Origin of the sequence: Bradyrhizobium sp. SZCCHNS1050, from assembly GCF_032484785.1 — a bacterium.
In the GTDB taxonomy this organism is placed as follows: domain Bacteria; phylum Pseudomonadota; class Alphaproteobacteria; order Rhizobiales; family Xanthobacteraceae; genus Bradyrhizobium.
Genome location: NZ_JAUETR010000002.1, coordinates 833,400 through 857,752 on the forward strand (window position 1 = coordinate 833,400; position 24,353 = coordinate 857,752).

Genomic DNA, 24,353 nt, shown 5'->3' on the forward strand with positions numbered 1-24,353 from the left:
CCTGCGGGCCGCGTCCGGCATCGCTGACCGGCGCCGGACGCGCCCTATCATCAACCATAGAGCGATCAGCTCGCGTCGCGGTGCTTGCGTTCGGGGCGGATTGGGCCGACAAGCGGACACGAATTCGTCCCGTACCCTTTGCCGACACCCTTGACTTGTCAGCGTTTTCGGACGACGGCGTAAGAGCCTCGTCATGGATCGTTCATGGACTTGATCACCACCACCGCGGACCTCGCAGCCGCCTGCGCCCGCCTCGCCCGCCACCCGGTCGTCACCGTCGATACCGAGTTCCTGCGGGAAACCACCTACTATCCCCTGCTCTGCGTCGTGCAGATGGCGAGCCCGGACGAGGCCGTGGTGATCGATGCGCTGGCCGAGGGCATCGATCTCAAAGCCTTCTTCGAGCTGATGGCGAACGAAAAGGTCCTCAAGGTCTTCCACGCCGCCCGCCAGGACATCGAGATCATCTGGCACCGCGCCGGCATCGTGCCGCATCCGATCTTCGACACCCAGGTCGCCGCGATGGTGCTGGGGTATGGCGACAGCATCGCCTATGACCAACTGGTCGAACGCATCACCGGCCATCGCCCCGACAAGACCCACCGCTTCACCGACTGGTCGCGCCGGCCGCTGACCAAGGAGCAGGCGCACTACGCCGAGGCCGACGTCACCCATCTGCGCGACGTGTTCGCCGCGCTCGATGCCGATCTGAAGAAGCGCGGGCGCAGTGACTGGGTCAGCGAGGAGATGGAGATCCTGACCTCGCCGAAGACCTACGACTTCCACCCCGAGCGCGCCTGGGAGCGGCTGAAGACCCGCGTCCGCAAGCCGAAGGAATTGGCCGTGTTGATCGAGGTCGCGGCCTGGCGCGAGCAGGAGGCGCAGAGCCGCGACGTGCCGCGCAGCCGCGTGATGAAGGACGACGCGGTCGGCGACATCGCCACCCATGCCCCGACAACGATCGAGAAGCTCGGCAATCTGCGCTCGCTGCCCAAGGGCTTCGAGCGCTCCAAATGGGGCTCCGACATCGTTGCCGCCGTGCAGCGCGGCCTAGCGCGCGATCTCGCCGCCCTGCCCAAGCTGGAAAAGCCGCGCAACAACTCCAACGGTGCTGCGATCGTCGAGCTGCTCAAGGTCCTGCTGCGCATGACCTCGGAACGCCACGCCGTGGCGAGCAAGGTCATCGCCACCGTCGACGATCTCGAGCAGATCGCCGCCGATGACAATGCCGACGTTGCTGCGCTGCAGGGCTGGCGCCGCGAGCTGTTCGGCGAGGCCGCGCTCGCGCTAAAGCACGGCAAGCTCGCACTCGCCATCGAGAAGGGCCGCGTCGTCCGGGTCGACCGGGCCTGATCGGCGTCGCAGCGGCTCTGGCCGGCTGCGTCTTCCCGAGTCTGCCGAGTTGATTGCAGCAGGCGGCACGGGTGGTCATGATGCCGCCCATCATTCGGCGCTGGTCTGCCCCCTCAACTCCGCCTCGATTGTCTGGGACACCTCAACCAGAGCCATCGAAAGGATGTAGGCGCTGGTCGGCAGATTGAGCTGGCGCGCCTTTGCGATGGCTGCCCGGAGGCTGCTCGCCAGCTCTTTGAGCTCTTCCTCTCGGGTCATGTCGTGGTCTCGGTCCTGGAGCTGCCGCGTGAGCAAAGACGATTGCGAACCGCCGGAACAGAGGCTGCTGCGGCTGCTCAGCGAGAATCCGGTCGACCTGCACGTCGTCGAGGCCCTTCGCCTCGTCGTCGCGTTCAACAAGATCAGCGATCCGGCCGATCGCCGTATGATTATCGATCTGGCCGAACGACTCGCCTCAGGATGATACCGCCAATAGCCGCCGCGGTCACACCGCGAGCCGGCCGCCGGCGCCGATAAGCTCGGCGCTGTCGAGGACGCCGGCAAAATTGCCGATCACCTTGGTTACAACCAGCTTGTACAACGCGGCGTCGCCGGCGCAGGCCTGCCGGCAGGCGACGGCGTCTCCGATCACCTGATAGCGGTGACTGCGGTGAAAGCCGTCCACCACCGTCGAGAGGATCGTCTCGTCCAGCGAGAAGCCGAGCAGCACGCAGCGCATGCTGCGCATGTTCGCCATGTACTCGGCGAACCGGGCCGAGCTATAGGCCGAGGGCAGTGGATGCTCGAACGCGAGCTCCCCCGGCGTTGGCTTGAAATCCGGAAGCCAGTTCGTCAGGTTGGAGGCCGGGTTGAACCAGGCTGCCTGTGCGATCCGCTTGAGATGGACGACCGGCCACAGGTTGTCGCGCCAGAGCGCGATCAACTGCCGGCACAGCGCCATGACGACGTCGCCATCGGCGATCAGATGCCTGCGTCCCTCGGCGAGATATTCGCACTGCAGATCGGCGCAGACGAGAACAGGCGGATCCGCCTCGGTGGCACCGAACAGATCTCGGCCCGTCATCACGGTCTCGCTGCGGCGAAGTCGTGCAAGGGCGACGATGCCGGCCGGCCGGCCGAGAGATCGAGCACACCCGGCCGATCCCAGTCGCCTTCCGGACGAATGATCATGTAGGGATCGCTGTCGAGCGTGATCGCATCGTCGCACGGCTCGAGGTCCAGCACCATCTCCGTGTAGGAGAAGTCGGAGAATGTAAGCTTGCGATTATGGCCGAGCGGCTTGGCGCCGAAATGCGCCCAGAAATCGACGAGACGATCCTGCGCGTGGCCATAGGCCTTCTTGAAGCCCTTTCGCCTGCAATAGTCGAGAGCCTCGCGAACCAGCTTGAACGACAGCCGCGAACGCCGGTACTGATGGCGCACCGCCAGCCGCTCGACCTTGGCGAAGTCGCCGAAGAAGCGCACGCGTACGCATCCCGCCGGCTCCTTGCCGACGAAACCGAGGAAGTGGGCTGCAACCAGATCGTTGCCGTCGAACTCCTCCTCCATGGGACAATCCTGCTCGGTCAGGTAGACCGCCGAGCGGATCGCGGTAACGAGCATGAGGTCATTCGGATCGCGCGCGATGCGCACCGTGATCGCGCGGGGATTTGTCTTTGCCGCCCTGGCCGAACTAATGCTGTGCATCCGCAATGCTCCCTTGTTCGAAACCCTTCATCGACTGGATCGAAGGCGCGATCATCTCGGGCATCCGGTTCCACGGCCGCTGATACCACCAGAGATCGGGCTGAAAGCTCGGCACCGGCGTGAAGCCGAGCGCGCCGAGAAACGCGCGCCCTTCCGGACTCGATGGTTGCGCATAGTAATCGGCGGCGCGAAATCTCGCGCCTTGCAGCGCCTGCGCGACATTGCCGAGACCGATCGCTCCTCGCCCTTGCGCGACGAGCGCCCAGACATAGATGGCGGCTACGTCTTCGTCCGGCCGCGCCAGAAATCTGCGCGGCGGATCATTCAAATTGAACTCATCCAGGAGCAACGCATCGAGGCCTGAGCAGTTGAGATAGAGGAAGGCGATGCCGCCGAGCAGGTTCCTGCCGCGGTAGAGCGCGAAGATCGAGTCCGGATCGTGCCGCAAGAACTCCGCAAGCTCGTGTTCTGAGGCACGAACGCCCGGTATTTCCCGGCGTGCGAGCGCCGTGAGCTCGCCGAGCCGATCGGGCGTGACCGCCTGAGCCGCGACCCGATCCGTCCGCGGCAGCGCGTCGAGCTGATGTCGCAGCGTGAATTCTGTGCTTCCGCGGTGAGGGTTCTGCATCTATGTTTCCAGCTTGGCTTTGATGACGTCATCATACTTGTCGGAGCTGGAGTGTATGCGGCAACATTTGCATCGGGGTGCTGCATCCACGCAGCGCAGGAAGTCTGACGAAACGCTTAACCCCTCATGGGAGGATTTGAGAGCATTTCTGCTCTGTACGCGTCACCGCAGCTTCCGAAACGCGGCGGATGTTCTCGGACTGACCGGCACAACCCTGATGCGCAAGATCGACCGGCTCGAGGAAGAGCTCGGATGCAAGCTCTTCATCCGTGATCAATCCGGCTTGTCGCTCAGTGACGAGGGACGATCGTTGCTGTTCGACGTCGAGCAGATGGAGCGGCTGAGCTTCAACATCTTCCGGCGCGCTTCGCTGTCGACCGACACTCAGGGGTCGGTGCGCGTCGCCGTGACCGAAGGCCCCGGCAATTTCTGGATCCTGCCGCGACTGATCGATTTCCAGAAGACCTATCGCAGGATCACCGTCGATCTGAGCTGCGCGATGCAGCAGGCCGACGTGTCGCGGCTGGAGGCTGACATCTCGATCCAGTTCGAACGGCCGACCAACCCTGACGTGATCGTTGCAAAGCTCGGCCGTCTGCACATCTACGGCTTCGTGTCGGAAGCCTATCGCGACGCGCATGGACTGCCGACATCGCTGGCGGAGCTCAAGGATCATCGCATCATCAAGCAGCACGGCGTGCAGCTCGACGAGACCGGCTATGCGCGCATCCTCGGCTTGGAGTCCCTCGAAGGCATCGTCGGCATCTCAACCAATTCGAGCGTTGCCGTGCTTTACGCGGTCGAGCGCGGCGCCGGCATCGGCTTTCTGCCGACCTCGGCGGTCGCGCTCGGGGCGCCGCTCGTTCCTGTCGATCTCGGCATCAACTACCACATGGATCTGTGGCTGACCTATCACAAGGAGTTTCGCAACTCCGACCGGCACAAGGTCGTCATCGACTGGTTGAAGCGCATCTTCGATCCGAAGGTCCACGCCTGCTTCCGGGACGAGTTCATCCATCCGCTGAATCTCGTGCCGCTGATGGCGCCCGCGCGGGATGTCGTCGGCTTCAACGGCTACGTCGCGCCGAAACCCGTATGAGGAGCTACCATTTGAGCTCGACGCCGAGCGTGCCCTGATGCGATTGCAGCACCGAGCGAAGCTTCGCATCGTAGTTGAGATAGAGGCGTGCCGTTCGATTCAGGGATAGCGACAGTGCCGCGCCGGCGTCGGCGCCGTAGCGGCCCTCGCCAAGGCCCTGCAGCGTGATGCTCTGCGGACCGAGGCTGACGGTCACCGCGCCGAGATTCTGGCTGAAATTGTCGACCAGCTTGCCATAGGCCGAGACGTCGAGGATCTTGCCGTCGACGATGAAGTAGCGGCCGAACTCGGCGCCGACGAGAACGCGGGCGCGCTCCAGCGAGGTACCGCTGACCGACAGCGGATCGAGCCCGCCCGCCTCCTGGAATGCCGCCGTCGTGGCGCGCGTGTATTCGAAGGCAAGCTTCGGAACGATCCGGCTCTCACCGATGCTCCAGTAGTAGTCAAGCTCGCTCAGCACGCCCGTGATGTGGGCGCCGTAGACCGACGTCGCCGTACCGAGGCTGGTGTCGCGCCGCGCACTGATCCCGCCGAAGCCATGGACGACCGCGATCGCCCAGGTCCAGGGTCCCTGGTCGACCGAGGCGTTGAACCCGAACTGTGTGAGATCGAGCGTCGCCGCTTGCAGCGCCAGCGGCAAATCGACCCAGGTCCGGCTCTGGTCGACGGATAGTCCGACATTCACGCCCGGCATGAGACGCATGCCGATACCGGCGACGCCGCCCCAAGTCGTCCTCTTGTCGCCGACGAAGTCGCCTTGCGCATTGCTGCGGACGGTTGCGCCATACATCTCGCCCCAGGTCCGGAACCGAGGCTGTTCCGAAGCCTCCGGCGCGCCGCCGCCGCCGGGATTGCTCCGCGGCAGCCGGGTGGCGCCCTGCGTGACCTGAGTACCGAGCCGTTCGAGGAAGCTCGAGCCGAGATCGAGCACGGTTCGGCCGGCCGAGCGTTCGGAACTGATCGCGCCCGGTGCAGGACTGGGCAGCGGGCTCGGCGTTGGCGTCGGGCTTGCGGCGATGCTCGGCAGGCTGGCCTGCGCGGCGCACGGCGAAGAAGCGGCGACCAAACCGAGCCCGCCGATGAGCAGCATCGCCCCGGATGCGCCGCTGCGCATTCGCCAACCCAGCCTGGCCTGAGACGCCCCGCGCATCGATGCCCCGTTCGCCGCCCGCTCAAATTCGCTTCAATATTGCAGCGATGTTCTGCCCGCAGTTCCCGATCGCGGTCAATGAGGATTGCCATGTCGCGGCTGCCCTGCAAGGATTTGTGGTTCCAGCGCCACAAGCCACGCAGTTGCAGCAGCAGCCGGCGACGCGACGCCGCGACGCGTTCTCATCAGTCCGCCAACCTTGATATCGGCGGAAAATCGTGTTGCAATCTCCCGTACAATCGGATTGGCCGTTCGACTGTGCGTTTCGCGACTTCGGAAATTGAGCAGATCCCGGGAAGCCCGTTTGTGGCGTGGCACGCGCGAGCGTGGCCGCGTCTTTTTTTCGTCTAGACGAAGGAGACAGCGATGCCGACCTACAAGGGCAGCGTGAAGTGGTTCAACCCGACCAAGGGATATGGCTTCATCAAACCGGCTGGCGGAGACAAGGACGTGTTCGTCCACATCTCGGCCGTGGAGCGTGCTGGACTGACCACGCTCAACGAGAACCAGACGATCGAATATGATCTGGTGGAGAGCCGCGGCAAGACGTCGGCAGAGAACCTGAAGCTCTCGTGAGCATCGTCCCGGCGGAGGGCGCCACAGCGCGGGTTCGTAAACCAACTCACGAGCTCCGCGTCACGCTCGCTCGCCGCGGATGATCAGACTTCGTCAGCCTTGATGTACCCCGGCCCCGCCGGGGATTTTTTTCGTCCGGCGACAGCTACCGGACGACGGGCCAGATCAGCGCGTGATCGCCCTGCTCCACGGACGACGTCCGGCAGAGATCGCCTTCGAGCCGCACGAGGCCCTTGGCCAGCAGCTTCAGCGCCTCGGGATAGATGCGATGCTCGACGCCGAGAATGCGCGTCGACAGGGTGTCCGGCGTATCGTCGTCCCTGACCACGACCGCGCCCTGCATCACGATCGGACCAGCATCCGTCTCCGGAATGACGAAATGCACGGTGGCGCCTGACAGCTTGACGCCGGCACGCAGCGCCTGGCCGTGCGGATCAAGGCCGGGGAACGATGGCAGCAGCGACGGATGAATGTTCAGCATCCTGCCATACCAGCGCTGCACGAACTCCGCCGTGAACAGGCGCATGAATCCGGCCAGGCAGATGATCTCGATGCCGCGTGCATCGAGCGCCTGCTGCAGTCTGGCTTCGAACCCTGCGCGGTCCTTGCCGAACGGCTTGCTCTCGATGATTTCGATCGCGACGCCGCTTTCCTGCGCTTTCTGCAGTCCGGCCGCATCGGCTCGGTTGGAGATCACGATGGCGACCTCGGCCGGAAAATCCGGCTGCGCCGCCGCGTGGATCAGCGCGGCCATGTTGGACCCACGGCCCGAGATCAGGATGGCGACGCGGCGCTTCATCGGCTCACTCGTCTCACAGAGCCAGATCGAGGGCGCCGGTGTAGATCACGCGCTCGTCGCCTGTCGCAGCAACGACCTCGCCGAGCCGTGCGACGTGCTCGCCATTCGCGGTGAACACCTCGATGACGGCATCGACGGCCTCGGCCTTGACGATCGCGATCATGCCGATCCCGCAATTGAAGGTGCGCAAGAGCTCGCGCTCTGCAATGCCACCCTGCTCCGCCAGCCATTTGAAGACCGGCAGCACCGGCAGGCCCGTCAGGTCAATCGAGACGCCGAGATGCTTCGGCAGCACGCGCGGAATGTTGTCGGTGAAGCCGCCGCCCGTGATGTGTGCGAGCCCCTTCACCGCACCGGTCTCGCGGATGGCGCGAAGGCACGACTTCACATAGAGCCGGGTCGGCGTCAGCAGCGCCGCGCCGAGAGTCAGGACCGGCGCGAACGGGGCCGGCGCATCGAAGCCGAGGCCGGACTGGGCGACGATCTTACGCACCAGCGAATAGCCGTTGGAGTGGACGCCGGAGGATGCGAGCCCCAGCACCACGTCACCGGCCGCGATGTCGGGAGACGGCAGCAGCGTCCCACGTTCCGCCGCGCCGACCGCGAAACCGGCAAGATCGTAGTCGCCGTCCTTGTAGAGGCCCGGCATTTCCGCGGTCTCACCGCCGATCAGCGCGCAGCCGGATTCCCGGCAGCCTTCGGCGACACCGGCGACGATCGACGCCGTCGCCTCCGGGTCGAGCTTGCCGCACGCAAAGTAGTCGAGGAAGAACAGCGGCTCGGCGCCCTGCACGACGAGATCGTTGACCGACATGGCGACTAGGTCGATGCCGATGCCGCCATGCAGCCCGGTCTCGATCGCGATCTTCACCTTGGTGCCGACGCCGTCGGTTGCCGCGACCAGCACCGGATCCTTGAATCCGGCGGCCTTGAGGTCGAACAGGCCGCCAAAGCCGCCGATCTCGGCATCCGCGCCGGCGCGGGCGGTTGCGCGCACCATGGGCTTGATCAGATCGACCAGACGGTTTCCGGCATCGATATCGACGCCCGAATCTGCATAAGTGAGCCCGTTCTTGCGCTCGGTCATGGTAAAAACCCCTAATCTGGCCGCTGGTTACGTCGGAATCCGGCCGCGCGCAATGGCTCGCAAGGGGCTCGTCCCCATACTATCTAGGAACGGACCGGTTCGCCCTGTTTCGGAATCGGATTGTCTTTTGATCGAGTCGTCGTCGGGACCCGCTGCGTGACCATTCCCCACAGTATCCCCAATCTGATCACGCTGGGTCGAATCCTGCTGGTTCCGATCGTCGTCTGGGCCATTGCGGCCGGCCAGATGGAGATCGCATTTCTGGTCTTCGTGGTCGCGGGGGTGAGCGACGCCGTGGACGGCTTCCTGGCCAAGCGCTTCAACCTGCGGTCCGAGTTGGGAGCGCTGCTCGATCCTCTCGCCGACAAGGCGCTGCTGGTCTCGATCTTCGTCACGCTTGGCATCTGGGGCGCGATCCCGCGCTGGATCGTGATCCTGGTGGTCTCGCGCGACATCATGATCGTCTCGGCGGTGATCGTGTCCTGGCTGTTCGACCGGCCGGTCGCGATGAAGCCATTGATGGTGTCCAAGCTGAACACGGTCGCCCAGGTGGGATTCGCGGCGCTCGTGCTGGCCTCGCTCAGCTTCGGCTTCGAGCCCCAGCCCTACGATGTGGTGCTGATGGTGCTGGTCACCGTCTTTACCCTCGTGTCGGTCGGGCTGTATCTCGTCGACTGGGTGCGCCACATGAGCACCATCGAGGTCCGGTGATCCTCCGCGGAGGGCCGTCCCGACCTCACGCACCACACGATACGGAGCAATTCGATCTTGGCTGGCCATATCCCCCCTCGTCAGCTGGCCTTCGCGCTGCCGCATGCGGAGAGCCTGACGCGGGACAATTTCTTCGAAGGTCCGGGCAACGCGGCCGGGCTCGCCCTGGTCGACGCCTGGCCGGAATGGCCGGCGCGGACCATGTTCCTGGTCGGCCCCGACGGCTCTGGCAAGAGCCACCTCGCCGCCATCTGGGCCGAGCGGGCTGGCGCCCGATCGCTGTCCGCGCATGCCCTCGAGGCGAGCGTGGTCCCTGGGGCGCTCGCCACCGGCGCGCTGGTGCTGGAGGATCTGACGGCAACCGATCTCGACGAGCGAGCGCTGTTTCACCTGCTGAACCTCGCCCGCCAGGACGAGGCCTTCGTGCTGATCACGGCGCGCGAGGCCCCGGCGGCCCTGCCCATCGCGCTGGCCGATCTGAGGTCGCGGCTGCGCGCCGTCCCGGTCGTCACGCTGCTGCCGCCCGACGACCAGCTGTTCCGCGCCTTGATCGTCAAGCTGGCCGCGGACCGGCAACTGGCGATCGACGAGACCGTGGTCAGCTATCTCGCAAGCCACATCGAACGGTCCTACGCCGCCGCCCGCCAGACCGTCGCACTGCTGGACGACGAGTCCCTGCGGCTAGGACGGCCGGTCACCCGGGCGCTGGCGGCGGAGCTGCTCCGCCCGCTGTGACCCGCGGCCATCTTGACGGCGGACGGGCACGGAACCCCAATGGTGCCGGCAACGTCATCCCCTGGTTACCCAGATTGGGCTACGGTCGACCGTTCGCGACTGGTTCGCGACTGGATGGATATGGATCGAATTCCGATGGATACCGAGCAAGCTACTGAAATCTCAGAGAAAGAACCGGTCGCCGCGCCGTCCATCGAGATTGCCTCGAGCCCCGAGCGATTCATCAATCGGGAATTGTCCTGGCTTCACTTCAACCGCCGCGTTCTGGAGGAATCGGTCAATCCGCGGCATCCCGCCCTGGAGCGGGTGCGCTTCCTGTCGATTTCCGCCAACAACCTTGATGAATTCTTCATGGTGCGCGTCGCCGGCATCCGCGCCCAGGTCCGCGAGGGCATCGCCGAGCGCAGCCCCGACGGGCTGACGCCGACCGAGCAGCTGAAGCTGATCAACGAGACGGTGTCGCAGCTCGCGATCGACCAGCAGGCGATCTGGCGCGACCTGCGCAAGTTTCTCGGCGAGCTCGGCATCGTGCTCGTCGACGGTCAGGACGTCACCAAGAGCGAGCGCGCCTGGATCGAGGACCACTTCCTCGCCAACATCTTCCCGCTGCTGACGCCACTCGCGATCGATCCGGCGCATCCGTTCCCGTTCATCCCGAGCCTCGGCTTCACGGTGGCGCTGCAATTGATCCGCTCCGCCGACGGGCGCCCGATGAACGCCCTGATCCGCATGCCCGGCAAGATCGACCGCTTCATCCGCTTCCCCGGCTCCAAGGATGGCGTGATCCGCCTGATCACCCTGGAACAGGCGACCGGCCTGTTCATCGGCCGGCTGTTTCCGGGCTACACCGTGAAGGGCCAGGGCGCCTTCCGGATCATCCGCGACAGCGAGATCGAGATCGAGGAAGAGGCCGAAGACCTGGTGCGGCTGTTCGAAACCGCGCTGAAGCGGCGCCGTCGCGGCTCGGTGATCCGGCTCGAGATCGAGGCCAACATGCCGGAGGAGCTGCGCCGCTTCGTGCAGAATGCGCTCTCGACCACCGATGACGAGGTGTTCCTGGTCGACGGCGTGCTGGCGATGAACGAGCTGTCGCAACTGACGCGCGTCGACCGGCCCGACCTCGAATTCGCGCCCTATGTGCCGCGCCATCCCGAGCGTGTCCGCGACCATGGCGGCGACATCTTCGCCGCCATCCGGCAGAAGGACCTGATCGTCCATCACCCTTACGAGTCGTTCGACGTCGTCGTGCAGTTCCTGCAGCAGGCGGCGCGCGACCCGGACGTCGTCGCGATCAAGCAGACGCTGTACCGCACCTCCAACAACTCGCCTATCGTGCGCACGCTGGTGGAAGCTGCCGAAGCCGGCAAGTCGGTGACGGCGCTGGTCGAGCTCAAGGCGCGTTTCGACGAGGAGGCCAACATCCGCTGGGCCCGCGATCTGGAGCGCGCCGGCGTGCAGGTCGTCTACGGCTTTCTGGAGCTGAAGACGCATGCCAAGCTGTCGATGGTCGTGCGCCGCGAGGGCGGCAGCCTCACGACCTATGTCCACACCGGCACCGGCAACTATCATCCGGTGACGGCGCGCATCTACACCGACCTGTCCTACTTCACATCGGACCCGGTCATCGGCCGCGACGTCACGCGGGTGTTCAACTACATTACCGGCTATGCCGAGCCGATCGACATCGAGAAGATGGCGGTGTCGCCGCTCACGCTTCGCAAGCGCATGATCGAGCACATCCACGGCGAGACCAGCTTCGCCCGCCAGGGCAAGCCGGCCGTGATCTGGATGAAGATGAACTCGCTGGTCGATCCAGACATCATCGACGCGCTGTATGAGGCCTCGCAGGCCGGCGTCTCGATCGAGCTGATCGTGCGCGGCATCTGCTGCCTGCGTCCCGGCCTCCCCGGACTGTCGGAGAACATTCGCGTCAAATCGGTGATCGGCCGCTTCCTCGAGCATGGCCGCATCTACTGCTTTGGTATGGGTCAGGGCCTGCCGAGCGCCAAGGCCGCCGTCTACATCTCCTCGGCCGACATGATGCCGCGCAATCTCGACCGCCGCGTCGAGGTGCTGTGCCCGCTTCAGAACCCGACCGTGCATCAGCAGGTCCTGGAACAGATCATGGTCGCGAACCTCAAGGACACCGAGCAGAGCTGGCAATTGTTGCCGGACGGGTCGTCAACGCGTATGAAGGCCGCGAAGGGCGAGGAGCCGTTCAACCTGCACAATTACTTCATGACGAATCCGAGTCTGTCCGGCCGTGGAAAGTCGCTCAAGGAATCATCGCCGCGCCGGCTCACGCGCCGGAATGAACGCTCTCCTTCATAGGGGCTGTCTGCACCGGGGCCTTCTGCAACGGGACATGCCGTGGTGAAGCGGCCCGGCACGAGGTCCGCCAGCGTCGGTGTCATCGACATCGGCTCGAATTCGGTCCGTCTCGTCGTCTACCAGGCGATGGAACGCAGTCTCGTCACCGTGTTCAACGAGAAGGCGCTGTGCGGGCTCGGTCGCGAGGTCCAGACCACCGGCCTGCTCGCGGCCGATGCCGTCGACAAGGCGCTGACCGCGCTGAAGCGCTTCCGCGCGCTGTGCAAGGTGCAGCGGGTGGGGCAAGTTCATGCCATCGCGACCGCCGCCTGCCGCGATGCTTCGAACGGCGCTGATTTCATCGCCAAGGCCGAGAAGATCTGCGGCGTCCCGATTCAGATCCTCACCGGACCCGAAGAGGCGCGCTATTCGGCGCTCGGTGTCATCTCCGGCATTCACAAGCCCGACGGCATCGTCGGTGATCTCGGCGGCGGCTCACTTGAGCTGATCGACGTGCGCGGGCACCAGGTCCGCAGCGGCGTCACCCTGCCGCTCGGCAGCCTGGCGCTGCAGGATCTCGCCGAGAAATCGCTGAAGAAGGCGCAGCGGATCGCGAGCGAGGCGCTGACCGACCTGCCGCAACTGCTGGCCGGCCAGAACCGCACCTTCTATGCGGTCGGCGGCACCTGGCGCGCGCTGGCGCGCATCCACATCATCCAGAGCGGCTATCCGCTCGGGGTGATGCACGGCTATGCGATTCCGGCGGCCGATGCGCTGGCCTTCGTGCGCCGGCTGCGTCGTCTCGTCGCCGCCGACATGCTGGCCGACATCGAAGCGATCGCCGAGGCGCGGCGCCCGCTGCTTGCCTATGCTGCGCTGGTGCTCGAGCACATCATCCGCGTCGCCAGGCCGACGACCGTCGTGTTCTCGACCTTCGGCGTGCGCGAGGGCCTGCTCTACTCCAAGCTTCCCGACGCCGAGCGCGCCAAGGACGGGCTGCTGTGCGCGGCGCAGGGCCTCAACGAGCTGTTGTCGCGCTCGGCCCAGCATGCCCGCGAGCTGATCGACTGGACCGACCGCCTGTTCCGCGTGATGCACATCCGCGAGACCGAGGACGAGCGCCGGCTGCGGCACGCCGCCTGCCTGTTGTCCGACATCGGCTGGCGCATGCATCCGGACCATCGCGGCGAGCAGACCTACGGCATCGTTCTGAACGGCAATTTCGGCTCGATCAACCACGAGGGCCGCATCTTCGTCGCGCTGTCCGTGTTCTTCCGCTACGAGGGCCTGCGCGACGAGGCGGCGGCGCCTGCCCTCACCGAGCAGCTGAGCCCGGCCCAGATCGATCGCGCGCGCCTGCTCGGCACCGCGTTTCGCGTCGCGCATCTGATCTCGGCGGCGCGGCCCGGCGTGCTGCTCGCAACGCATTTCCGCACCCAGGACCGCAAGCTGATGCTGGTGTTCGAGCACCAGATGGTCGACCTCGTCGCGGACCGCGTCGGCGGACGCTTCAAGCAGCTCGCGCGTCTCGTCGGCCGCTCCGGCTCGATCGTGCGCAGCTAGATCCGGATCAGGACCGCGGAGCGCCGACCGAAATTGCGATCATGCGCTTGGCGATGACGCCATAGACCTTGCGCCAGGCCTGCTCGACCTCATCATTCCAATGCGGACCAAGTCCTTTGGCGAGGCTCCACAATAGTGCTTCACCGACCACCGGATAGTGCTCGGGCCGGACCCCATAGCGCGCATGATTGCGGCCGAGGATGTCGGTGCTCGACAACAGACCCGTCGTCTGATCGAGGCTGCCGACGAGGACCGCCAGGGTCGCGATGAAGTCCCGTTTCAGCACGTCCATGTCGGCGGGAAACATCGCCCGACATTCCGGCGCGAGCTCGAAGACGCGGTCATAGAACGTCGTCGTCATCTGTGTAGCATTGGCAAATACCAAGTCGAACGACGACTTGACGTGCGCAATCTCATCTGCAGTCAACATGCGCAAGTCCAATTCGAAACAATTCCAATCAGGGCCCGATCAGTGGAGCTCGACGTGGTGGTGTCGCGGCGGCGCGAACAGGTTCAAGATTATAAGAAACAGACGACCACGCCCTGCGGTACCTGGCAAAGGCGCGGCAGCGTGCCGCAGCGCTGTCGATTGGCTTGTGATCCGGCCGCGACGATGGCTGACCGACTCAGTGATCGGAGACGGTAACGGCAACAAACACGACGGCCATCGTGCTTCTCACAGGCCATCGGAGGACGCCGACACGCCAGCCGCCGACCGGCGCCAAGGCCGACTGATCCGTTGGATCGCGCAGACGGCCGCCGATGCGAATGGCGGCCGTCCGCGTCAACCGACGCCTGGCTCACACCGCGAGATTCATCCAGACGGATTTCGGCTCCGTGAAGTTGTCCAGCGCGGCCGTGCCGTGCTCGCGGCCCAGTCCGGAGTCACGATCGCCACCCCAAGGCAGCCGCACATCGGTGTAGCCATAGGTGTTGATCCACACGGTGCCGGCGCGCAGGCGCTTGGCGAAGCGATGGACGCGCCCCATGTCGCGGCTCCAGACGCCGGCGGCCAGGCTGTAGGCCGTGCCGTTCGCCATCCGCAGCGCCTCGGCCTCGTCCCTGAACTTGATCACGCTGACCACGGGTCCGAAGATCTCTTCCTGCGAGATCCGCATGTCGTGCGTGACGCCGGCGAAGACGGCGGGGCTAACGAAATAGCCGCGGGCGGCCGCACGCTGGCCGCCGGTGACGAGCGTGGCGCCTTCGTTGCGTCCGATGTCGACATAGTCGAGGATCGTCTTCATCTGCCGTTCGGAGATGACCGGTCCGAGCGAGGTGGCGCGATCGAGCGGATCGCCGATCCGCAGCGCCTGCGCCCGCGCAGTCAGGCGATCGACCACCTCGTCATACACGCGCTCGTGCACGAGCACGCGCGAGCCGGCCGAGCACACCTGCCCCGTGTTGAAGAAGATGCCGCTGGCCGCAGCCTTCGCGGCGGCCTCGATGTTCGCATCGTCGAAGATGATGTTGGCCGACTTGCCGCCGAGCTCGAGCGAGACGCGTTTGAAGTTGCCGGCCGCCGCCTTCATGATGCCGCGGCCGACGCCGGGCGAGCCGGTGAACGTCACCTTATCGACATCGGGGTGGTTGACCAGCGCCTCGCCGACGGTGCGCCCGGGGCCGGTCACGATGTTGAGAACACCGGGCGGCAGTCCGGCTTCGAGCGCGAGCTCCCCGATCCGCAGCGCCGACAGCGACGTCAGCTCGGCGGGCTTCATCACAACGGTGCAGCCGCAGGCCAGCGCCGGCGCGAGCTTCCACATCCCGATCATCAGCGGGAAATTCCACGGCACGATCGCCGCGACCACGCCGACCGGCTCGCGCACCGTATAGGTCAGCGCATCATCGCGCGTGGAGACGACTTCACCGCTGATCTTGTCGGCCCATCCGGCGTAATAGGTGAGCGTATCGATGGCGGCGGGAAGATCCTGGCGCAGGATCGCCGACACCGGCTTGCCGGCATCGAGGCTTTCGAGCTCGATGATCTCGTCGGCATGGTCGCGCAACAGCTGCGCCCATTTCAGAAGGATCGCGCCGCGCTCCGCCGCACGCATCGTTCGCCACGGCCCTTCGAAGGCCTTGCGGGCCGCGGCGACTGCGAGATCGACATCCTCGGCATTGCCCTCGGCGACCGTCGCAATCGCCTGCTCGGTTGCAGGATTGAGCGACGTGAAGGTGCGTCCCGAAACCGAGGGAACATGCCTGCCGCCGATCAGGAGCTGGAACGGCTTCGTCAGATAGGACGTCCCCCTCGCGCCGCGCTCGTAATCATATGCAATCGACATCATATTTCCTCCGTTTGTTGTATACCAATGAAGGTAAGAACAAATATCTGTTCGTAAATATGATATCTGTTGCCTATGGCCGGCGGTCATATGAAGCCGACTTCACAAGCGGGCCCTGATGTTGCGGATCGCGATCGAACCTGTCTGGCGCTTCTACAAGGACGACGGTCCGCAGAGCATCGTCGTGATGCTCCGCGTGCTCAGTGAAATCGGGAGGACGGGTAAGATCACCAGCGCGGCCAGTGACGCGCATCTTTCCTATCGTCACGTCTGGAATCTGATCGAGCAGTGGTCTGAATTCTTCGGCGTGCCGCTGGTCGAGACCCAGCGCGGCAAAGGATCGAAGCTCACGGCGTTCGGCGACAAGCTGGTCTGGGCGGGCGAGCGCATGCAGGCTCGCCTCGGCCCGCAGCTCGACAATCTGGCGCAGGAGCTGGTGACCGAGATCAAGCCGTTCCTGCAGTCGCATCCTGGCGTGATCCGCGTTCACGCCAGCCACGGCTTTGCCGTCGCCAAGCTGCGCGAGCTGCTGGATCGCGAGTCAGGCGTCGGGGTCGATGTCCGCTATGTCAGCAGCCAGCATTCGCTGGCCTCGCTGGCGCAAGGCGAATGCGACCTGTCGGGACTGCATCTGCCGCGCGGCGAGCTGCGTGCCCAGAACATCCAGGCCTGCCGGGATTGGCTCGATCCCAAGCAGGACTGCGTCATCAGCTTCGTGACCCGCGAGATGGGGCTGATGGTCAAGCGCGGCAATCCGCTGTCCATCCGTTCATTGACCGATCTTGCCGACGGCAGGGCGCGCTTCGTCAATCGCGATCATGATTCCGGCACCCGCCTGTTGTTCGATCAGTTGCTCGCGTCACAAGGCATCGACGAAACCAGCATCAATGGCGCGCAGCAGATCGAGTTCACCCATGCCGCCGTCGCCGCCTATGTCGCGAGCGGCATGGCCGACGTCTGCTTCGGCGTCGAGGCTGCCGCGCGGCAGTTCGGGCTCGACTTCATCCGTATCCTCACCGAGGACTATTTCTTCGCCTGCCATAAATCGTTTCTGGAAACCGACCCGATGCGGCGGGTGCTCGAGGTGATGAAGGGCGATGAATTCCATCGCGCCGTTGCTGCCCTGCCCGGCTACCAGCCAGCGGCCACGGGATCGGTCCACACCGTCCGCGAATTCCTCGATCGGCTGGATGCGGAGTCCTGACGCCGCCCGGTCGGATGCGGCGCGTCCTGACGATCAGCTACGGCAGATCGACGCCGCGCGCCGGCACCGGCTGCAGCTCGCTCTCGGCCTGACGCTGCAGCGCGCGGCCGCGCCAGATCGAGCCGGCGATCAGCACCACACCGGCGCCGATCAGCGACATCAGCGTCTCCATGACATCGACATGGCTCGCGAGATTGGTCTTGCCGGCGAACAGCGCCGAGGTCGCCTCGATGTTGATGAGGACGGTGCCGTCGAGCAGATGGTGCAGCATCGGCTCGATCGCGGGATCGGTCGCGATCACCTCGCCGGCCACCCAGCCGAGCAGCATCGCGCCGAGCCAGACCAGCAGCGGGACCCGATCGAGCACCAGCATGATCAGCGCGGCACCCGCGATGATCAGCGGGATGCTCATGGCAAGGCCGATGATCAGCAGGGACGCCTGGCCGTTGGCGGCCGCAGCCACCGCGATCACGTTGTCGAGGCTCATCACGAGGTCGGCGAGCGCGACGATGCGGACCGCATGCCACAGCGTCGTGCCGGCCGCGATCTCGTCGTTCTCGTCCTCGGGCACCAGCAGCTTGGCGGCGATCACGATCAGTGCCAGCCCGCCGATCAATTTCAGGTATGGCAGCGCCATCAGGGTGGCGACGATGCCGGTAAAGGCGATGCGCAGTGCGACGGCAATGCCGGAGCCGGCCACCATGCCCCAGAAGCGATGCTTGCCGTGCAGGCCGCGGCAGGCGAGCGCGATGACCAGCGCATTGTCGCCCGACAACAGCACATTGATCCAGACGATCTTGCCGAGCGCGAGCCAGAAGCCCGGGCTCTGCAGGTCGGCCTCGAATTGAGCGAGCACATGGCCGAAGCTGGCGGAATCGGCGAGTTGCGATAGCCAGTTCACGGCCGGGCCTTTCAGATAAGTTCAGCGCAGAGCACGAAGGTCGTGCGGCTGAGGGGGCCCTCAGCCGCACGAGGATCGATCAACCGACGATCTCGTTGCCGGAGAAGAACTGCGCGATCTCGATCGCTGCCGTTTCCGCCGCGTCGGAACCGTGCACCGAGTTCTCGCCGATCGACTTCGCATGCAGCTTGCGGATGGTACCGTCGGCCGCCTTCGACGGGTCGGTGGCGCCCATCACGTCGCGGTACTTCAGGATGGCGCCCTCGCCCTCCAGCACCTGGACCACGACCGGGCCGGAGATCATGAAATCGACCAGTTCGCCGAAGAATGGCCGCGCCTTGTGCACGGCATAGAAGGTCTCGGCCTGATCGCGGGTCATGCGGATGCGCTTCTGGGCCACGATCCGCAGGCCGGCCTTCTCGATCAGCGCGTTGATCGCGCCGGTGAGATTACGCTCGGTCGCGTCGGGCTTGATGATCGAAAAGGTGCGCTCAATCGCCATGATATCGTCCTTGGAGGTGCGGGATTTCGGTGAGTTGCGGGCTTATATCGACGCGATCGGCCGACGGCAAGCGACCGGGGCCCCTGCCGGAGCGCGACGCCTTACGACAATTTCACAATTCTGAACATAGTCTGAAGGCTCCGTGCCACCCGTGTTCAGCTCGAAGCTCCTAGGGTGTTGGCATCGGGCGAGGACGAGCCAGCAATACGACCGGTGGCCGCCCTCTCCCAGCCTCATCCGTCGGACAATTTCGGCGCCACCAGCGCTGTCATCCAGGAGACGATCATGTTGCGCAAACTCTCCCTCATCGCGGCGGCCACCGTTGCCCTCGGCGCAGCCGCCCTCGCCCCGACTGCCGCCTCGGCTCACTGGCATGGCGGCTGGCATGGGGGCGGTTGGCACGGAGGCTACGGCGGATGGCACCGTCCGTTCTACGGCCCGCGCTTCTTCGTCGGTGGCCCGGTCTACAGCTACGGCTATGGCGGCTGCTACGTGCGCCGCGTGGTTCCGACCCCGTGGGGACCGCGCTGGCGGTGGATCAACCGCTGCTATTGATACGAGCCTCGGCGCGGCACCCGCCCCCCGCCGCACCGAACTCGCATCGCCCCGGCGTCTCCCCCACGCCGGGGCTTTTTTTGTGCATTTTCAACCTCATTTCGGGGTCTTCCGGTCGGGAGCGGGAAACAAATCGAGCGGTCACGACTTGTTACGGCATCGTCCTGCAACTGCTCGTGGAACTCCCTCATGTCTGGCCGCACCGCCGATTTCAGCGAGGCGCTCGATCGCAAGACCAGCCGGTCGATCTGCGAGGCCGTCGGCGAACGCCTGCAACGCAGCCTGCCGCCGGACGGCTCTCATTTGCCGGCTCCGCTTGCGGACCTGATGAACGAGTTGCGCAAGCGCGACGAAAGCGGGATGAGCCTCTCCGGCGGTTGAGACCGCGACAAAGCGGTTGCCTTTGGCCGCGCGCGCGGTGACAAGGCGCGCATGCTTTCCATCACCGACATCTCCATCCGCCTCGCCGGACGGCTTCTCATCGACCAGAGCTCAGTGCAGATTCCGCCCGGCGCGCGCGTCGGACTGGTCGGCCGCAACGGCACCGGCAAGTCGACCCTGTTCAAGGCGATCCGCGGCGAACTGTCGCTGGAGAGCGGCAGCATCACCGTGCCGCCGCGGTGGCGCATCGGCAGCCTGGCCCAGGAAGCCCCGAGCGGGCCCGAAAGCCTGATCGAGGTGGTTCTCCGGGCCGACCTCGAGCGGCATGCGCTGCTGCAGGAGGCCGAGACCGCCCATGACGCACACCGCATCGCCGAGATCCAGACCCGGCTCGTCGACATCGACGCGCATTCCGCCCCGGCGCGCGCGGCCGCTATTCTCAGCGGCCTTGGATTTTCCGCCGCGGATCAGGCGCGAGCCTGCACCGAATTCTCCGGCGGCTGGCGCATGCGGGTCGCCCTCGCGGCCACGCTGTTCGCCGCGCCCGACCTGCTCCTGCTGGACGAGCCGACCAACTATCTCGACCTCGAGGGCACGCTGTGGCTCGAGGATCATCTGGCGCATTATCCGCGCACGGTGATCGTGATCAGCCACGACCGCGATCTCCTGGAAACCTCCGTCGACCAGATCCTGCATCTCGACCGTTGCAAGCTCACGCTGTATCGCGGCAGCTACTCCTCCTACGAGGAACAGCGCGCCACCCGCGAGATGCTCGATGCCAAGGCGGTCAAGCGCCAGGAAGCGGAGCGTGCGCGGCTGCAGGCCTTTGTCGAGCGCTTCAAGGCCAAGGCCTCGAAGGCGCGCCAGGCGCAGTCCCGCGTCAAGATGTTGGAGCGGATGAAGCCGATCACCGCGCTCGTCACCCAGGACGTGCACGAGATCACGTTCCCCGCACCGGAGCGACTGCTGTCGCCGCCGATCATCGCGGTCGACAACGCCTCGGTCGGCTACGATCCCGCGCAACCGGTGCTCAACAGAGTCACCTTACGCATCGACAATGACGACCGCGTCGCATTGCTCGGCGCCAACGGCAATGGCAAGTCCACGCTGGTGAAGCTGCTCGCCGGCCGGCTCACACCGTTTTCCGGCAAGGTCACGCGCGCCGACAAGCTGTCGATCGCCTATTTCGCCCAGCACCAGCTCGATGAGCTGGACGAGACTGGATCGCCGTATAGTCACGTGCGCAAGCTGATGGGCGATGCGCCGGAATCGAAAGTGCGCGCGCGCGCCGGCGCGATCGGATTTTCCGGCAAGGCCGCCGACACGCTGGTGAAGAGCCTGTCGGGCGGCGAGAAGGCGCGGCTGCTGCTCGGGCTCGCGACCTTCTTCGGCCCCAACATGATCATCCTGGACGAGCCGACCAACCATCTCGACATCGACAGCCGCGCCGCGCTGGCCGAGGCGATCAACGAATTTCCCGGCGCCGTGATCATGGTGTCGCACGATCGCTATCTGATCGAGGCCTGCGCCGACCGCCTCTGGGTCGTCGCCGACCGCACCGTGAAGACCTATGATGGCGACCTCGATGACTACAGGCGCATGGTCCTGTCGACGCGCAGCGCGCCGGCCCGCGACAACGAGCGCTCTCAGGTCGCCGAGAAGACCGAGCGGCCCCGCAGCGACAACAAGCGCAGCGGGCTGAAGCAGAAGATTGCGGCAGCCGAAGCCGAGATCGCCCGCATCACCGAGATCATCGCCAAGATCGACGGCGCGCTGTCGCTGCCCGACATCTTCACGCGCGACCCGAAGCAGGCCGCGCAATTGTCGAAGGCGCGGGCCAATGCCGCCGACGCGCTGGCGCGCGCCGAGGAGCAGTGGCTGGAAGCCAGCACGCTGCATGACGAGGCGGGGAGCTGAAGTGCCCCGAGCCTCGGATCGGCATTCGGCCGAAAGTCGCCGATAGCTTGGCTTTCAGATGCTTCCAAGTCGAAAGCCTTCGCGGTCGGCGGCTAGCACGGCTGAATGCGGGATCGGAGCGAGCGACCGGATCAATTGGTTCGCTGGAACAGGTCGGCACCCGGCAGATTGCCGAGATCACCGTTGGGCTGAATGTAGAAGAGATTCCAATTCGCCCGAAGTTGATTGCCGCCGACTTGGCCTCTCCAACGCGTGATGGAATTGCACTGGGCAAAAGTCACGACCAGCATAACGGCGCTGCCGGCGGATCTGCCGGATACCGGATAGGGAATACCCTGGCATGCGAACCCAGATGCGTTGTTGGTGAATTGCCCTCGCACCTGCCCATCGGTGACTGACCAGATCTCGAGAACCGAGCCTCGTTGATTGGTCCATCTCGACGGCGCCGGCAGGACGTCGGCACGCGCAGCAATCGACGAAACCACGACAATCATGCCTGCGAAAAGATACTTGCTGAAGAACCACTTCATGGCGCGCCTCGCTATGCCCAGAGCTAGAGGTAGCAACGATGACTACATACATCCATAAGATTGAAAGCGCCATTGTAGCAGAATCAAAATTGCTCTACTTTTGGTAGCTGACGTTGATGTTTGAGGTTCGATTGAGGCGATTCAGGAGGACGAAACATGAACAAGCAGCTTTACGCTCGACTTGACGGCCTGCTCTACGACGTCTGCGTCAAGGCCGGTCAAAAGGTGAAGACCGGTGAGGTCCTCTACGTCATCGAGGCGGCCAAATCACAGCTGTCGGTGAAAGCTCCCTACTCCGGGACAATCAGTCAGGTCAGGCGCAAAGCGGGCGATACGTTGAACGCGACCGATGTCGTGATGGAGCTGGATGCGGAGGACGCGGCAGCTTAATCGTCGCCGAAGTTCGGAGTCCTCTGCAGATGGATCGGCGACGACGCGCCGTTGTAGACCGTCGCTCGATCCAGCACGCGCTCGGCCTCGGCGGACGGCCAGGATCTTTCGATCTTGGGCCGCTTTCTGTCGAAGGCGCATTGCAGCCCCTCCGGGAGATCCGACCAGAACGGCACGAAGGACAATACGATCAGGGCTCGGTCTTCGCTCGAATTGTTCGCATGGGATGCGTGAAGGAGCCTGCCGTCGCGAACGATGAGATCCCCCTTCCGAACAGCAACATCAACTTCGTCTGGCCTCGTGGAAACCAGCACGTCGTCGACATGCAGAACCCGATCGGGATGTGTCGGCCTGCCCTCGATCAATGCATGTAGATCGTTCTTGCGCCGATGACTGCCGGGAAGCACGCGCAAGCATCCGTTTGCAGCACTCGTGTCGGTCAAATAGTACATGAAATAGAGAATTGGAGGCGTGGCGCCGTAACTCACAGCGCTCGACCAGCCCCACCAATCCTGGTGCCAGTGCAGCCTCGGACACCCGGCCGGCTTGGAGATCAGAAATCCAGCAAAAAAGCGCGCATCCCGGTATCCGGCGCGCTCCAACAATTCATATTGTGCATCGAAGAGAATGATCGGCGCGAAATCGACCGAAAAGTTGACCGAGACAACAAGCCCGAGATGGGGCTCCGCTCTCGCCTCAAGACTGGCCCGAGACTTGATTCGATTGCCGGCCTCCAACAATTCGCGAGGAAGAAAATCACGGCGTACCGCATACCCGGCCTCCTCCAACTCGCGACGGAGGCCGGTTATTTGCATGGCCGCCTCCCGCCGTCAGCTCGTCCGCTTCTTCGCCTTCGGCTTCGCCACCTTCGGCGCCGGTCCCGGATCGGGCGCGCGCTCGACCGAGGTCAGGCGGCCGGAGCTGAACGTGTAGACGCCGGCGCGTGCGCCGCGCAGCCAGGTCACCGTGGCCACGCGCTCGCCGCCATTGCTCGAGATGTTGACGTTGTCGGGTGCACCGATGCCGCGCACCACGTCGCATTCGGTGTGGCCGAGTGCGACGGTGCCGCCGGCAGCCGGCGTCGAGGCGGCGGGATCATTCGCCAGCGCGTTCGCGCCCGCAGCATCGGCCGCAGGCGCCATGCCCGGGCATGCGCCTTCGGCGCTCACAAGATCCTCAGCCGTGACCGGCTTGTCCGGCGTCAGCGGCGGCGCGTCGATCGAGATGTTTCTGATGAACAGGCGCTGCGGCCGGTTGAACCACTCGGCGTCCTTGGACAGGAAATCGGGCGTGCTCGAGCATCCGGCGACGACCGGGGCAAGCACAAGGAACGCCAGAGCGCGCGTCAGCTGTTTGGTGTGGTCTCGCACGATGAACCTTGCTGAATTGCAACCTGTGGACACTCTAACGTGTTGTCCCAACATCACTTTGCGGCACGTTCGTGACTTTGCCAACGCTCTGCCGGTAAATCGGCAGATTATCATTAATCACGCGGCGCTGCCATCATCGGCGCTTCACGGGCCTCCGTATCATTGTCGGCGCTGCCAGCGCCCCCGTTCATCCGCCTGCCAGTAGGTGACCTCGAATCCCCGCGATTTGCAATCGGTCCACGCCGATCTCGCAGCCGCGAGCGCGTCCGCATCATCGCCGTTGAACACGAGCACCATGCGCTCGTAGCTGTGCGAGTCCGATGGCAGCGCCGCGTTATCCACCAGGAAACGGACGTTCGCGCCGTTGGGATTGCTTTCTTCCACCGCGAGCACGATCGGCTGGTCGGCCACATCGGCCACCCGCCAGGTGGCGTGCGGCAGAAACGAATCGTCGCGATAGGTCCACAGATGCGCATCTAGCGCATCCGCGCGCTCCTCCGATGTCGACTGCACCACGACGCGCCAACCGCGCTCGAGCGACTTCTCGAGCAGCGGCGGCAGCACGCCTTCCACGGTCATGTTCTGCAGGTGGTAGAACAGGACTTCGGTCATCGCCCC

28 protein-coding genes are annotated in these 24,353 nt (G+C 64.9%); 13 read left to right on the plus strand and 15 right to left on the minus strand.

Annotated elements, in window-relative coordinates:
- Positions 1 to 204 precede the first annotated feature (204 nt).
- A complete protein-coding gene (rnd, locus tag QX094_RS28265) occupies positions 205 to 1,353 on the plus strand; it encodes a ribonuclease D (RefSeq protein ID WP_315749976.1) in 1,149 nt (382 codons plus the stop codon).
- 90 nt (positions 1,354 to 1,443) lie between these two features.
- Here the strand turns inward: rnd and QX094_RS28270 are convergent, their stop codons facing one another.
- Positions 1,444 to 1,611 carry a hypothetical protein gene (locus QX094_RS28270; protein WP_315712357.1) on the minus strand — a complete coding sequence of 56 codons (168 nt, stop codon included), beginning with the start codon at positions 1,609 to 1,611 and terminating at the stop codon, positions 1,444 to 1,446.
- Between the two features lie 28 nt (positions 1,612 to 1,639).
- On the opposite strand from QX094_RS28270, the gene QX094_RS28275 reads away from it, so the two are divergent.
- A complete protein-coding gene (locus tag QX094_RS28275) occupies positions 1,640 to 1,816 on the plus strand; it encodes a hypothetical protein (protein ID WP_315712358.1) in 177 nt (58 codons plus the stop codon).
- A gap of 21 nt (positions 1,817 to 1,837) precedes the next feature.
- Here the strand turns inward: QX094_RS28275 and QX094_RS28280 are convergent, their stop codons facing one another.
- Genes QX094_RS28280 through QX094_RS28290 form a run of 3 tightly spaced genes read right to left on the minus strand, consistent with a single transcriptional unit; the run spans position 1,838 to position 3,667 of the window.
- Positions 1,838 to 2,416 carry an isochorismatase family protein gene (locus tag QX094_RS28280; protein WP_315712360.1) on the minus strand — a complete coding sequence of 193 codons (579 nt, stop codon included), beginning with the start codon at positions 2,414 to 2,416 and terminating at the stop codon, positions 1,838 to 1,840.
- The gene (locus QX094_RS28285) at positions 2,416 to 3,039 is read right to left on the minus strand and encodes a GNAT family N-acetyltransferase (RefSeq protein ID WP_315826804.1); all 624 of its coding nucleotides are present in this window, start codon (positions 3,037 to 3,039) and stop codon (positions 2,416 to 2,418) included. The genes QX094_RS28280 and QX094_RS28285 overlap by 1 nt, the downstream gene beginning before the upstream one ends.
- Positions 3,026 to 3,667, minus strand: a complete 642-nt coding sequence (locus QX094_RS28290) for a hypothetical protein (RefSeq protein ID WP_315749974.1) — start codon at positions 3,665 to 3,667, stop codon at positions 3,026 to 3,028. The genes QX094_RS28285 and QX094_RS28290 overlap by 14 nt, the downstream gene beginning before the upstream one ends.
- A gap of 55 nt (positions 3,668 to 3,722) precedes the next feature.
- Here QX094_RS28290 and QX094_RS28295 point away from each other — a divergent pair, with 55 nt between their 5' ends.
- Positions 3,723 to 4,766 (plus strand): LysR family transcriptional regulator, encoded by a 1,044-nt coding sequence (locus QX094_RS28295; protein ID WP_315749972.1) that lies wholly within the window; start codon positions 3,723 to 3,725, stop codon positions 4,764 to 4,766.
- 4 nt (positions 4,767 to 4,770) lie between these two features.
- Here the strand turns inward: QX094_RS28295 and QX094_RS28300 are convergent, their stop codons facing one another.
- Entirely contained in the window at positions 4,771 to 5,916 is a 1,146-nt protein-coding gene (locus QX094_RS28300; protein WP_316184884.1) for an autotransporter outer membrane beta-barrel domain-containing protein, read from the minus strand.
- 366 nt (positions 5,917 to 6,282) lie between these two features.
- On the opposite strand from QX094_RS28300, the gene QX094_RS28305 reads away from it, so the two are divergent.
- The gene (locus QX094_RS28305) at positions 6,283 to 6,492 is read left to right on the plus strand and encodes a cold-shock protein (RefSeq protein WP_315712366.1); all 210 of its coding nucleotides are present in this window, start codon (positions 6,283 to 6,285) and stop codon (positions 6,490 to 6,492) included.
- 145 nt (positions 6,493 to 6,637) lie between these two features.
- On the opposite strand, the gene purN is transcribed toward QX094_RS28305, so the two are convergent.
- Positions 6,638 to 7,291 carry a phosphoribosylglycinamide formyltransferase gene (gene purN, locus QX094_RS28310; protein ID WP_316173815.1) on the minus strand — a complete coding sequence of 218 codons (654 nt, stop codon included), beginning with the start codon at positions 7,289 to 7,291 and terminating at the stop codon, positions 6,638 to 6,640.
- A gap of 13 nt (positions 7,292 to 7,304) precedes the next feature.
- Positions 7,305 to 8,378, minus strand: coding sequence for a phosphoribosylformylglycinamidine cyclo-ligase (purM, locus tag QX094_RS28315; RefSeq protein ID WP_315712369.1), 1,074 nt, complete (start codon positions 8,376 to 8,378; stop codon positions 7,305 to 7,307).
- Between the two features lie 156 nt (positions 8,379 to 8,534).
- Here purM and QX094_RS28320 point away from each other — a divergent pair, with 156 nt between their 5' ends.
- From QX094_RS28320 to ppx, 4 genes are all read left to right on the plus strand, one after another.
- Positions 8,535 to 9,089, plus strand: coding sequence for a CDP-alcohol phosphatidyltransferase family protein (locus QX094_RS28320; RefSeq protein ID WP_315712371.1), 555 nt, complete (start codon positions 8,535 to 8,537; stop codon positions 9,087 to 9,089).
- 57 nt (positions 9,090 to 9,146) lie between these two features.
- Positions 9,147 to 9,824: a DnaA ATPase domain-containing protein gene (locus tag QX094_RS28325; RefSeq protein WP_316164711.1), complete on the plus strand. Its 678-nt coding sequence runs from the start codon at positions 9,147 to 9,149 to the stop codon at positions 9,822 to 9,824.
- 135 nt (positions 9,825 to 9,959) lie between these two features.
- On the plus strand, positions 9,960 to 12,155 hold the full coding sequence (locus QX094_RS28330) for an RNA degradosome polyphosphate kinase (RefSeq protein ID WP_316173816.1): 2,196 nt from the start codon (positions 9,960 to 9,962) through the stop codon (positions 12,153 to 12,155).
- Between the two features lie 42 nt (positions 12,156 to 12,197).
- The gene (ppx, locus tag QX094_RS28335) at positions 12,198 to 13,697 is read left to right on the plus strand and encodes an exopolyphosphatase (RefSeq protein ID WP_316188448.1); all 1,500 of its coding nucleotides are present in this window, start codon (positions 12,198 to 12,200) and stop codon (positions 13,695 to 13,697) included.
- Positions 13,698 to 13,704: 7 nt separating this feature from the next.
- On the opposite strand, the gene QX094_RS28340 is transcribed toward ppx, so the two are convergent.
- Together QX094_RS28340 and QX094_RS28345 are read right to left on the minus strand one after the other, a co-directional pair.
- Positions 13,705 to 14,127 (minus strand): globin family protein, encoded by a 423-nt coding sequence (locus QX094_RS28340; protein ID WP_315712374.1) that lies wholly within the window; start codon positions 14,125 to 14,127, stop codon positions 13,705 to 13,707.
- Between the two features lie 370 nt (positions 14,128 to 14,497).
- Positions 14,498 to 15,985 (minus strand): aldehyde dehydrogenase family protein, encoded by a 1,488-nt coding sequence (locus QX094_RS28345; protein WP_316185086.1) that lies wholly within the window; start codon positions 15,983 to 15,985, stop codon positions 14,498 to 14,500.
- A gap of 118 nt (positions 15,986 to 16,103) precedes the next feature.
- On the opposite strand from QX094_RS28345, the gene QX094_RS28350 reads away from it, so the two are divergent.
- A complete protein-coding gene (locus QX094_RS28350) occupies positions 16,104 to 17,189 on the plus strand; it encodes a substrate-binding domain-containing protein (RefSeq protein ID WP_315826799.1) in 1,086 nt (361 codons plus the stop codon).
- Positions 17,190 to 17,226: 37 nt separating this feature from the next.
- Here QX094_RS28350 and QX094_RS28355 read toward each other — a convergent pair whose 3' ends face one another.
- Positions 17,227 to 18,090 carry a TerC family protein gene (locus QX094_RS28355; protein WP_315712379.1) on the minus strand — a complete coding sequence of 288 codons (864 nt, stop codon included), beginning with the start codon at positions 18,088 to 18,090 and terminating at the stop codon, positions 17,227 to 17,229.
- 79 nt (positions 18,091 to 18,169) lie between these two features.
- Positions 18,170 to 18,592: a nucleoside-diphosphate kinase gene (ndk, locus tag QX094_RS28360; RefSeq protein ID WP_315712380.1), complete on the minus strand. Its 423-nt coding sequence runs from the start codon at positions 18,590 to 18,592 to the stop codon at positions 18,170 to 18,172.
- A 285-nt stretch (positions 18,593 to 18,877) separates the two neighbouring features.
- On the opposite strand from ndk, the gene QX094_RS28365 reads away from it, so the two are divergent.
- From QX094_RS28365 to QX094_RS28375, 3 genes are all read left to right on the plus strand, one after another.
- Positions 18,878 to 19,147 carry a sulfur globule protein precursor gene (locus tag QX094_RS28365; RefSeq protein ID WP_315712648.1) on the plus strand — a complete coding sequence of 90 codons (270 nt, stop codon included), beginning with the start codon at positions 18,878 to 18,880 and terminating at the stop codon, positions 19,145 to 19,147.
- Positions 19,148 to 19,336: 189 nt separating this feature from the next.
- Positions 19,337 to 19,528 (plus strand): hypothetical protein, encoded by a 192-nt coding sequence (locus tag QX094_RS28370; protein WP_316184880.1) that lies wholly within the window; start codon positions 19,337 to 19,339, stop codon positions 19,526 to 19,528.
- 51 nt (positions 19,529 to 19,579) lie between these two features.
- A complete protein-coding gene (locus QX094_RS28375) occupies positions 19,580 to 21,445 on the plus strand; it encodes an ABC-F family ATP-binding cassette domain-containing protein (RefSeq protein WP_316188396.1) in 1,866 nt (621 codons plus the stop codon).
- Between the two features lie 131 nt (positions 21,446 to 21,576).
- Here the strand turns inward: QX094_RS28375 and QX094_RS28380 are convergent, their stop codons facing one another.
- Positions 21,577 to 21,975 carry an avidin/streptavidin family protein gene (locus tag QX094_RS28380; RefSeq protein ID WP_315712383.1) on the minus strand — a complete coding sequence of 133 codons (399 nt, stop codon included), beginning with the start codon at positions 21,973 to 21,975 and terminating at the stop codon, positions 21,577 to 21,579.
- 156 nt (positions 21,976 to 22,131) lie between these two features.
- Here QX094_RS28380 and QX094_RS28385 point away from each other — a divergent pair, with 156 nt between their 5' ends.
- Positions 22,132 to 22,365 carry an acetyl-CoA carboxylase biotin carboxyl carrier protein subunit gene (locus QX094_RS28385; RefSeq protein WP_315712384.1) on the plus strand — a complete coding sequence of 78 codons (234 nt, stop codon included), beginning with the start codon at positions 22,132 to 22,134 and terminating at the stop codon, positions 22,363 to 22,365.
- On the opposite strand, the gene QX094_RS28390 is transcribed toward QX094_RS28385, so the two are convergent.
- From QX094_RS28390 to QX094_RS28400, 3 genes are all read right to left on the minus strand, one after another.
- Positions 22,362 to 23,180, minus strand: coding sequence for a phytanoyl-CoA dioxygenase family protein (locus QX094_RS28390; protein WP_316184876.1), 819 nt, complete (start codon positions 23,178 to 23,180; stop codon positions 22,362 to 22,364). The genes QX094_RS28385 and QX094_RS28390 overlap by 4 nt on opposite strands.
- Before the next feature lie 15 nt (positions 23,181 to 23,195).
- On the minus strand, positions 23,196 to 23,690 hold the full coding sequence (locus QX094_RS28395) for a hypothetical protein (RefSeq protein ID WP_316185084.1): 495 nt from the start codon (positions 23,688 to 23,690) through the stop codon (positions 23,196 to 23,198).
- Positions 23,691 to 23,894: 204 nt separating this feature from the next.
- Positions 23,895 to 24,347: a DNA polymerase III subunit chi gene (locus QX094_RS28400; RefSeq protein ID WP_315749957.1), complete on the minus strand. Its 453-nt coding sequence runs from the start codon at positions 24,345 to 24,347 to the stop codon at positions 23,895 to 23,897.
- Between the last annotated feature and the right edge of the window lie 6 nt (positions 24,348 to 24,353).

What these genes read in the sequence shown, in the direction of transcription:
- rnd (WP_315749976.1), top strand. Translation starts at nt 205, where the DNA reads ATGGACTTGATCACCACCACCGCGGACCTCGCAGCCGCCTGCGCCCGC.
- QX094_RS28270 (WP_315712357.1), bottom strand. Translation starts at nt 1,611, where the DNA reads ATGACCCGAGAGGAAGAGCTCAAAGAGCTGGCGAGCAGCCTCCGGGCA.
- QX094_RS28280 (WP_315712360.1), bottom strand. Translation starts at nt 2,416, where the DNA reads ATGACGGGCCGAGATCTGTTCGGTGCCACCGAGGCGGATCCGCCTGTT.
- QX094_RS28285 (WP_315826804.1), bottom strand. Translation starts at nt 3,039, where the DNA reads ATGCACAGCATTAGTTCGGCCAGGGCGGCAAAGACAAATCCCCGCGCG.
- QX094_RS28290 (WP_315749974.1), bottom strand. Translation starts at nt 3,667, where the DNA reads ATGCAGAACCCTCACCGCGGAAGCACAGAATTCACGCTGCGACATCAG.
- QX094_RS28295 (WP_315749972.1), top strand. Translation starts at nt 3,723, where the DNA reads ATGCGGCAACATTTGCATCGGGGTGCTGCATCCACGCAGCGCAGGAAG.
- QX094_RS28300 (WP_316184884.1), bottom strand. Translation starts at nt 5,916, where the DNA reads ATGCGCGGGGCGTCTCAGGCCAGGCTGGGTTGGCGAATGCGCAGCGGC.
- QX094_RS28305 (WP_315712366.1), top strand. Translation starts at nt 6,283, where the DNA reads ATGCCGACCTACAAGGGCAGCGTGAAGTGGTTCAACCCGACCAAGGGA.
- purN (WP_316173815.1), bottom strand. Translation starts at nt 7,291, where the DNA reads ATGAAGCGCCGCGTCGCCATCCTGATCTCGGGCCGTGGGTCCAACATG.
- purM (WP_315712369.1), bottom strand. Translation starts at nt 8,378, where the DNA reads ATGACCGAGCGCAAGAACGGGCTCACTTATGCAGATTCGGGCGTCGAT.
- QX094_RS28330 (WP_316173816.1), top strand. Translation starts at nt 9,960, where the DNA reads ATGGATACCGAGCAAGCTACTGAAATCTCAGAGAAAGAACCGGTCGCC.
- QX094_RS28340 (WP_315712374.1), bottom strand. Translation starts at nt 14,127, where the DNA reads ATGTTGACTGCAGATGAGATTGCGCACGTCAAGTCGTCGTTCGACTTG.
- QX094_RS28345 (WP_316185086.1), bottom strand. Translation starts at nt 15,985, where the DNA reads ATGTCGATTGCATATGATTACGAGCGCGGCGCGAGGGGGACGTCCTAT.
- QX094_RS28350 (WP_315826799.1), top strand. Translation starts at nt 16,104, where the DNA reads ATGTTGCGGATCGCGATCGAACCTGTCTGGCGCTTCTACAAGGACGAC.
- ndk (WP_315712380.1), bottom strand. Translation starts at nt 18,592, where the DNA reads ATGGCGATTGAGCGCACCTTTTCGATCATCAAGCCCGACGCGACCGAG.
- QX094_RS28365 (WP_315712648.1), top strand. Translation starts at nt 18,878, where the DNA reads ATGTTGCGCAAACTCTCCCTCATCGCGGCGGCCACCGTTGCCCTCGGC.
- QX094_RS28370 (WP_316184880.1), top strand. Translation starts at nt 19,337, where the DNA reads ATGTCTGGCCGCACCGCCGATTTCAGCGAGGCGCTCGATCGCAAGACC.
- QX094_RS28375 (WP_316188396.1), top strand. Translation starts at nt 19,580, where the DNA reads ATGCTTTCCATCACCGACATCTCCATCCGCCTCGCCGGACGGCTTCTC.
- QX094_RS28380 (WP_315712383.1), bottom strand. Translation starts at nt 21,975, where the DNA reads ATGAAGTGGTTCTTCAGCAAGTATCTTTTCGCAGGCATGATTGTCGTG.
- QX094_RS28385 (WP_315712384.1), top strand. Translation starts at nt 22,132, where the DNA reads ATGAACAAGCAGCTTTACGCTCGACTTGACGGCCTGCTCTACGACGTC.
- QX094_RS28390 (WP_316184876.1), bottom strand. Translation starts at nt 23,180, where the DNA reads ATGCAAATAACCGGCCTCCGTCGCGAGTTGGAGGAGGCCGGGTATGCG.
- QX094_RS28400 (WP_315749957.1), bottom strand. Translation starts at nt 24,347, where the DNA reads ATGACCGAAGTCCTGTTCTACCACCTGCAGAACATGACCGTGGAAGGC.